The sequence below is a fragment of the Granulicella sp. S190 genome (assembly GCF_009766095.1).
GTDB lineage: Bacteria > Acidobacteriota > Terriglobia > Terriglobales > Acidobacteriaceae > Edaphobacter.
The window spans coordinates 50,763-57,903 of record NZ_LMUD01000019.1 but is presented as its reverse complement, the minus strand read 5'-3'; the positions used below and the strand labels follow the sequence as shown (position 1 = coordinate 57,903).

The window sequence follows — 7,141 nt, the reverse complement described above, 5'->3', positions numbered from 1 at the left end:
TGTCCCGGCACCTCTTTACCCTGCACCGCCGCACTGATAGCCCCGCAGTTGGTGTGTCCCAGGATCAAAACAGCCTTCAATCCAAGCACAGCGACGCCGTACTCCAAACTCGCCATAACTTCCGGCGTCACCACATTGCCTGCCACGCGTGTGACAAAGACATGGCCGATACTCTGATCGAAGAGAATCTCCACGGGCACGCGGGAGTCCGCGCAGGACAAAACAGCAGCAAACGGCTCCTGCTTCAACACCGTCTTCTCCTGCAGAATCTTTAGATCCTCAGGAAACGAAGTGATCTTCCCCGCAATATACCGTTCGTTGCCAGCCATCAGCTCCTGCATGGCAGTCTCACCAGTCATGTGAGTCTGAGCACTTAGCAGTCCGCTATGCCCTCCAACTATGCCAGCCGCTGCGACTCCCGCAACAAACTGCCTTCGCGTCCACTCCCCAGCAAACGATCGCCCCATGACTCCTCCTCTGGTTGCCAAAAGCTTATACCAACTCCGATCGATTACCCTTAAAGAATGTCTCCCGCCCCAACTCCCTGCCTCATCGTCTTCGATCTCGACGGCACCCTTATCGATTCACGTGTCGATCTTTGCAACTCTGTCAACGCCACCCTCGAACACCTCGGCAAGCCTGCACTACCAGAAGCCGTCATCTCCGGTTACATCGGCGACGGCGCCTCCATGCTTGTCCGCCGGGCCATCGGCGACCCCGAAGGAGACTCTACCGACGAGCAATATGTAACTAAAGCGCTCACCTTCTTTCTCGACTACTATCGCATCCACAAGCTGGACTACACCTACGTCTACCCCGGCGTTCTCGAAGCGCTGGAGTCTATCCGCGCCGCGCATCCTGACATCCTCATGGCTGTCCTCACGAACAAACCCGTTCATCCCTCCAGGGATATCTGCGACCACTTCAACCTCTCGCGTTTCTTCTTTCAAAACTACGGAGGCAACAGCTTCCACGCGAAGAAACCCGACCCGCACGGCCTTAAAGCTCTTATCGACGAAGCCTCTGTCCTCATCGGCTACACCATCGCTCCAGCCGAAACCGTCATGATTGGCGACACCGACATCGATATCCTCACAGCCCGCAACTGCGGCGCGCGCAGCATCGGCTGCACCTTCGGCCTGAAACCACACTCCCTCGAAGACGCTCCGCCCGATTATCTCGCCCATGAGCCTGCCGACTGGCCTCGCATTCTGAACATCGACAACGTTCTCTAACGGGTTGCCAATAATCCAATATCTACTGCGCCGCCTCAAATCGCTTGAAAAAGCTCGTATCGAGGTAATGCTGCCTCACCGGATCATCAGCTACCGCTCGCGCGAGATCGGCAAAAAAAGCATTGAACTGAGCCGCAGCAACAAGATCTACGGGCTGTGTCAGGTCGTCGTCCGTCGAGTGATATCTCTGCGCGAGCCATCCCCTCCACGCCTTGTACTCGGGAGAACCCATCGTCCATCCGAACTTCATCGCCAGTGCCGGCACTCCCGCCTGCACAAAACTGTACTGGTCCGTCCGTATAAACGAGTTTCTATCCGGCTCCGGGTCAGGCGCAATTACGATTCCGTGCTCAGCGCCCACCTTCTTCGCATCTTCTCTTAAGGTCGACTCGTCCAGACCCTGCACATGCAACTTCTTCAGCGGAAAGATCGGCATAAACATATCCAGGTTCAGGTCCGCATCAATCGTGCCCTCCGGCACAGTCGGATTTCCCGCATAGTATCGTGATCCCAGCAGCCCTTTTTCCTCTCCCGTAAAGATCACAAACAGTATCGACCGCTTGGGCCTGGTCTTCGCCTGGCTAAACTTCTTCGCCGTCTCCAACACTGTCGCTACCCCTGAAGCGTCATCCATAGCTCCGCTATAGATCGTCTTTCCATTGATAGGCGCTCCGACACCCAAATGATCCAGATGCGCCGACACCAGCACATACTGCTTTGAAAGCGTCGGATCCGACCCCTTCAACTCACCCACAATATTCGGAGACACCACGTGCGAGATCTCTTCCACCACCTTCGCCTTGACACTCTTTTTCAGCAAAAAACGCGGCAGAGGCTTCTGAGCATCTGCCAGCGCCAGCATCTCTGCAAAGGCGTGGCCCGAACCAGCAAACAGCTTCTCCGCTTGAGCAGGGTTGAACGTTGCCGTGAACATCGCATCTTGTTCGTCCGCCAACGCCGGATGCTTCGTTGCAATTGCATCCGCGTCGGAGCTGATGGCAAGCCGCATCCCTGGCTGCGAGGCGCTGCTCGCTACACGCTGCCACCCAAAGTCCATGGACTTCGGTGTCGGAATCGAGATCGCCCCTATCGCCCCAGCGTCACGCAATGCCTTCGCAAACGGTGAGGTTCGCGCAAACGACTTCAACGCCCCCGATAGATCGGCCGGTCCGCCATTGAGGTACACCACGACCTTACCTTTCAACTCCGCTATGGGGACCTCAGTGGAGTCGAAGTCGTCATACCTCGATTCAGGCAGATGCAATCCGTAACCGATAAACACCAGCGGAGCATCTACCTCTCCTAACTGTGCCGCACGCGAGCCCAAAATCGCATCTTCGCCCAGTACCAAAGGTGTCGTGCCGCCATCCTTCACCAGGCTCATCGACGACTTCTCCGCAAGCACCCTCTGCACATCAAAATGCACCGGCTGGTAGTAACCGCCATCAACTCCAGCCGGAGCTAATCCAAATGCCTTGAACTGATCCACCACATAAGCTGCAGCTCGCAGATAGTCTTCGCTCCCCGTCATACGCCCATTCATTGAAGGATCGGCGAGCTTCTGCACATGGGCCCACCAAACCTTACCCATCGCTTCGTCACTCTGGTTTGCCGCGCCAGACTGCGCCCAGATCAACGATCCACTGATGACGCAAACCAACACCGCAGAACTGACAAGACGACAAATGCGCATCGCGTTCTCCAAAAAAGGGATGCGTCGAATCTAGCACCTTCAATCTGATTTGCGATCTAGTTTTGACGACGCACGGGTCTCTTGCTACCCTCATCCCACAATGGCTACAACGCCGAACTCGCTGGCCACCACCTGTTGCATCATCGGCGGCGGCCCCGCAGGCATCATGCTCGGCTTCCTTCTGGCTCGAGCGGGCGTCCACGTCACCGTGCTCGAAAAGCACAAAGACTTCTTCCGCGACTTCCGCGGGGACACCATCCACCCCTCCACCCTGGATTTGCTCTACGAACTTGGCCTGCTCGAAAAATTCCTCACCATCCCGCACTCCCAGGTCGCAGCACTCTCCGCCATCATCGGTGGTCAGCGCTTCCCTATAGCCGACTTCTCTCACGTCCCTACCCACTGTAAATTCATCGCGCTTATGCCGCAGTGGGACTTCTTAAACTTCCTCGCCACCGAAGCAAGTCACCTTCCTACCTTCACCCTGCGTATGGGTTGGGAAGCTACCGGCCTCATCCAGCAAAACGGCATCACCACCGGCGTTCGCGCCAACTCACCCGAAGGCCCCGTCGAAATCCCCGCCACCCTCACCGTTGGTTGCGACGGACGCCACGCCATCTCCCGCGATGCGGGCCATCTGCCCCTCAAGGACGACGGCGTCCCCATCGATGTCCTCTGGCTGAAGATCGGCCGCCAGTCCTCCGATCCCGAAAACGCCCTCGGCTACATCAACTACGGCCGCCTCATCATCCTCATCAACCGCGACGACTACTTCCAGATCGGTTACATCATCGCGAAAGGCGACTTCCCGGCTATCCAGCAGCAAGGTCTACCGGCCTTCCAACAAAGTCTAGAACGCATTGTGCCCTTCCTTGCAGGCCGAACCGCCGAGATCGACTCCTGGGACAAAGTGAAGCTTCTCACCATACAGGTCAACCGTCTCCTGCAGTGGTCTTCGCCCGGTCTGCTCTGTATAGGCGATGCGGCCCACGCCATGTCACCCGTCGGCGGCATCGGGATCAACATCGCCATTCAGGATGCCGTTGCCACCGCTAACATCCTCACGGAAGCTCTGCTTTCGAATACCCTCAGCCCGCACAATCTGGCTCAGGTGCAGCACTACCGCGAAGACGCAGTCCATAACACCCAGCGCGTGCAGGTCTTCGCTCACCGCATCCTCAACCGCGTGCTGCACAGTAACGGGCCTATTCGACCGCCTCTCTTACTACGACTCCTCACCAGCATTCCAGGCTTCCAACATCTGCCCGCTCGCTTCGTAGGAGTAGGCCTTCAACCCCAGCACATCAAGAACTTCTAGCGTCTACTCAAACCCGCGATTCCAACTGGAGATGACTCGCGTCTCCCGCTCCCAACCCATCACACTCACACTCCCCGTTCCCAGCGCCAACAAACTCCCGCCGGTAGCTGGCAACCCAATCCACCGCGCTGCAAGAATCCGCAAAATATGAGCATGCGCAAACAGCGCCACCTTACCCTTGTCCGGTGTAGCCGCGAGAGCACGAGCTATCACTCCATCTGCACGTTCTCCCACGTGCTCCGCCGTCTCTCCGTTCACAATCTCGTTCTTCCATACCGACCACCCTGGAATCTCAGCCTGAATCTCTTTAGTCGTCTTCCCCTCGTATACGCCGTAATCCCACTCCATCAGACCCTGATCCACCACAGCCTGATCGCCAAAGCCTGCAATTGCACAGGTCTCTTTAGCCCGCCTCATCGGGCTTTCAAACACCACATCGAACTTTGTTCCCTTCAAATAGTCCCGCAGCTCCTCGGCCCGTACCCTCCCGTGATCCGTCAGAGGAATATCCGTGCGACTCGTATGCGCTCCACTCAAACTCCACTCCGTCTCTCCATGCCGTACCAGCCATAGCTCCGTTCCTGCGCTCATCTCAACCTCCATTCGTGTTCAATAGATCGTTTTTCAATAAGAGCAGAGGAAAACCCACACCTGCCTGGCCGTTTCAGCTGTTTGCTCTTTTTGCCCCACTAAATTCTTCTCTTCGCTTTGCCTTCACACTTTCGCAACCAACCCTCTCCATAAACTATCCTATAAGGATGGACTTTCAGCTCTCGACCACCTACAAGCCCCAGGGCGATCAGCCCCGCGCCATCGCCGAGCTTATCTCCGGAATCAATGCCGGCGAAAAAGACCAGGTCCTCCTCGGCGTCACCGGCTCCGGCAAGACCTTCACCATGGCCAAGGTCATCGAAGAGCTACAGCGCCCAGCCCTCATCCTCGCACACAATAAGACCCTCGCCGCCCAGCTCTACCACGAGTTCAAAACCTTCTTTCCCAACAACGCCGTCGAGTACTTCGTCTCCTACTACGACTACTACCAACCCGAAGCTTACATTCCCGCCGGCGATCTCTTCATTGAAAAGGAGTCAACCATCAATGAAGAGTTGGATAAACTTCGCCTCGCCGCTACACGCAGCCTCTTCGAGCGCCGCGACGCCATCATCGTCTCCTCGGTCTCCTGCATCTACGGTCTCGGTTCGCCCGAAGCCTACTACGGCATGTTGATGCTCCTCGAAAAAGGCCAGAAAATTAAGCGCGAAGACATCACCCGCCGCCTCGTCGAAATCCTCTACGAACGCAACGACGTAGACTTCCGTCGCGGCACCTTCCGTGTCCGTGGCGACATCATCGAGGTCTACCCCACCTACGACGAGAATGCCTACCGTATAGAGCTCTTCGGCGACGAGATCGATTCACTCTCCCAGATCGATCCCCTCTTCGGCACCGTCCGGCAGAAGTACTCCCGCCTCCCTATATACCCCAAGTCCCATTATGTGGTTCAGCCCGAGCGCAAGACCACGGCTGTCAACTCCATCCTCGAAGAGATGGAGTGGTGGGAAAAAGAGCTCGAAAACCAGGGCCGCTTGGTCGAATCCCAGCGCATCCACCAGCGCACCCGCTTCGACCTCGAGATGATCAAGTCCGTAGGCTTCTGCCACGGTATCGAGAACTACTCTCGCCACTTCTCCGCGCGTCTCCCCGGCGAACCGCCGCCTACGCTCCTCGACTACTTCCCGCAAGACTATCTCCTCTTCATCGACGAGTCCCACGTCACCGTCCCCCAACTCCACGGCATGTGGCACGGCGACCGCAGCCGTAAGCAGAACCTCGTCGACTACGGCTTCCGCCTCCCCAGCGCCATGGACAACCGCCCCCTCCGCTTTGAAGAGTTCGAGTCCCGCACCGGCCAGATCATCTACGTCTCTGCCACACCCGGCGCCTACGAACTAACAAAATCCGCAGGCGTAGTCGTCGAGCAGATCATCCGCCCCACCGGCCTCATCGACCCGCAGGTCGAGATCCGCCCCATCAAAGGCCAGATCGACGACCTCCTCGCCGAGATCCGCGACCGCACCGCAAAAAACCAGCGCGTCCTCGTCACCACCCTCACCAAGCGCATGTCCGAAGACCTCGCCAGCTACTACACCGAAGTCGGCGTCCGCTGCCGCTACATGCACTCCGAGATCGAGACCCTCGAACGCATCAAGCTCCTCCGCGACCTCCGCAAAGGCGAATACGACGTCCTCATCGGCATCAACCTCCTCCGCGAAGGCCTCGATCTTCCGGAGGTCTCGTTGGTAGCAATTTTGGATGCCGACAAAGAAGGCTTCCTCCGCTCGCAAGGCTCTCTCATTCAAACCATCGGCCGTGCCGCCCGCCACGTTGAAGGCCGCGCCATTCTCTACGCCGACAAGATGACCGACTCCATGCAGCGCGCCATCAACGAAACCGACCGCCGCCGCGAAAAGCAAGTCGCCTACAACGAAGAAAACGGCATCACTCCCGCAAGCATCATCCGCCCAATAGAAATGGGCCTCGCCGGCATCCTAAAAGCCGACTACGCCGACCTCACCGACGAAGCCGAGGGTATGCCCGACTTCTCCACCCAACAGGAGCTTGACACCTACATTGGCAAACTCGAATCCGACATGCGCGAAGCCGCCAAGAAGTTCGAATTCGAAAAAGCCGCGAAGCTCCGCGACACTGTCAAAGAGCTTCGCACGAAGGAGTTTCTCTTTAGCTAAACTCCTTGATCCGGAGGGTTAGAACTTATGTCAGTGTTCTGTCTCCTGCACAACTTTTATTCTCAAGTGGCGTCCAATCCTATTGCGGGGGAACGGACCTCTATGAGAATGACAGTAATGGCAACTCCAAACTCCCCGAACAGAACTA

At 57.2% G+C, this 7,141-nt stretch carries 6 protein-coding genes; 3 read left to right on the top strand and 3 right to left on the bottom strand.

The window, feature by feature from the left end; all coding sequences use genetic code 11:
* Nucleotides 1–467 (bottom strand): carbonic anhydrase (locus tag GSQ94_RS12125; protein WP_158944141.1); only part of this gene is annotated, 467 nt, incomplete at its 3' end.
* 57 nt (nucleotides 468–524) lie between these two features.
* On the opposite strand from GSQ94_RS12125, the gene GSQ94_RS12120 reads away from it, so the two are divergent.
* Nucleotides 525–1,235 (top strand): HAD family hydrolase, encoded by a 711-nt coding sequence (locus GSQ94_RS12120; protein ID WP_158944140.1) that lies wholly within the window; start codon nucleotides 525–527, stop codon nucleotides 1,233–1,235.
* A 22-nt stretch (nucleotides 1,236–1,257) separates the two neighbouring features.
* Here the strand turns inward: GSQ94_RS12120 and GSQ94_RS12115 are convergent, their stop codons facing one another.
* A complete protein-coding gene (locus tag GSQ94_RS12115) occupies nucleotides 1,258–2,928 on the bottom strand; it encodes a M20/M25/M40 family metallo-hydrolase (RefSeq protein ID WP_158944139.1) in 1,671 nt (556 codons plus the stop codon).
* Nucleotides 2,929–3,028: 100 nt separating this feature from the next.
* On the opposite strand from GSQ94_RS12115, the gene GSQ94_RS12110 reads away from it, so the two are divergent.
* Complete coding sequence (locus tag GSQ94_RS12110; RefSeq protein ID WP_158944138.1) at nucleotides 3,029–4,246, top strand: FAD-dependent oxidoreductase; 1,218 nt, start codon at nucleotides 3,029–3,031, stop codon at nucleotides 4,244–4,246.
* A gap of 3 nt (nucleotides 4,247–4,249) precedes the next feature.
* Here the strand turns inward: GSQ94_RS12110 and GSQ94_RS12105 are convergent, their stop codons facing one another.
* Nucleotides 4,250–4,837: a histidine phosphatase family protein gene (locus GSQ94_RS12105; protein ID WP_158944137.1), complete on the bottom strand. Its 588-nt coding sequence runs from the start codon at nucleotides 4,835–4,837 to the stop codon at nucleotides 4,250–4,252.
* 167 nt (nucleotides 4,838–5,004) lie between these two features.
* Here GSQ94_RS12105 and uvrB point away from each other — a divergent pair, with 167 nt between their 5' ends.
* Nucleotides 5,005–6,993, top strand: coding sequence for an excinuclease ABC subunit UvrB (gene uvrB / locus GSQ94_RS12100; RefSeq protein WP_158944136.1), 1,989 nt, complete (start codon nucleotides 5,005–5,007; stop codon nucleotides 6,991–6,993).
* Nucleotides 6,994–7,141: the final 148 nt, after the last annotated feature.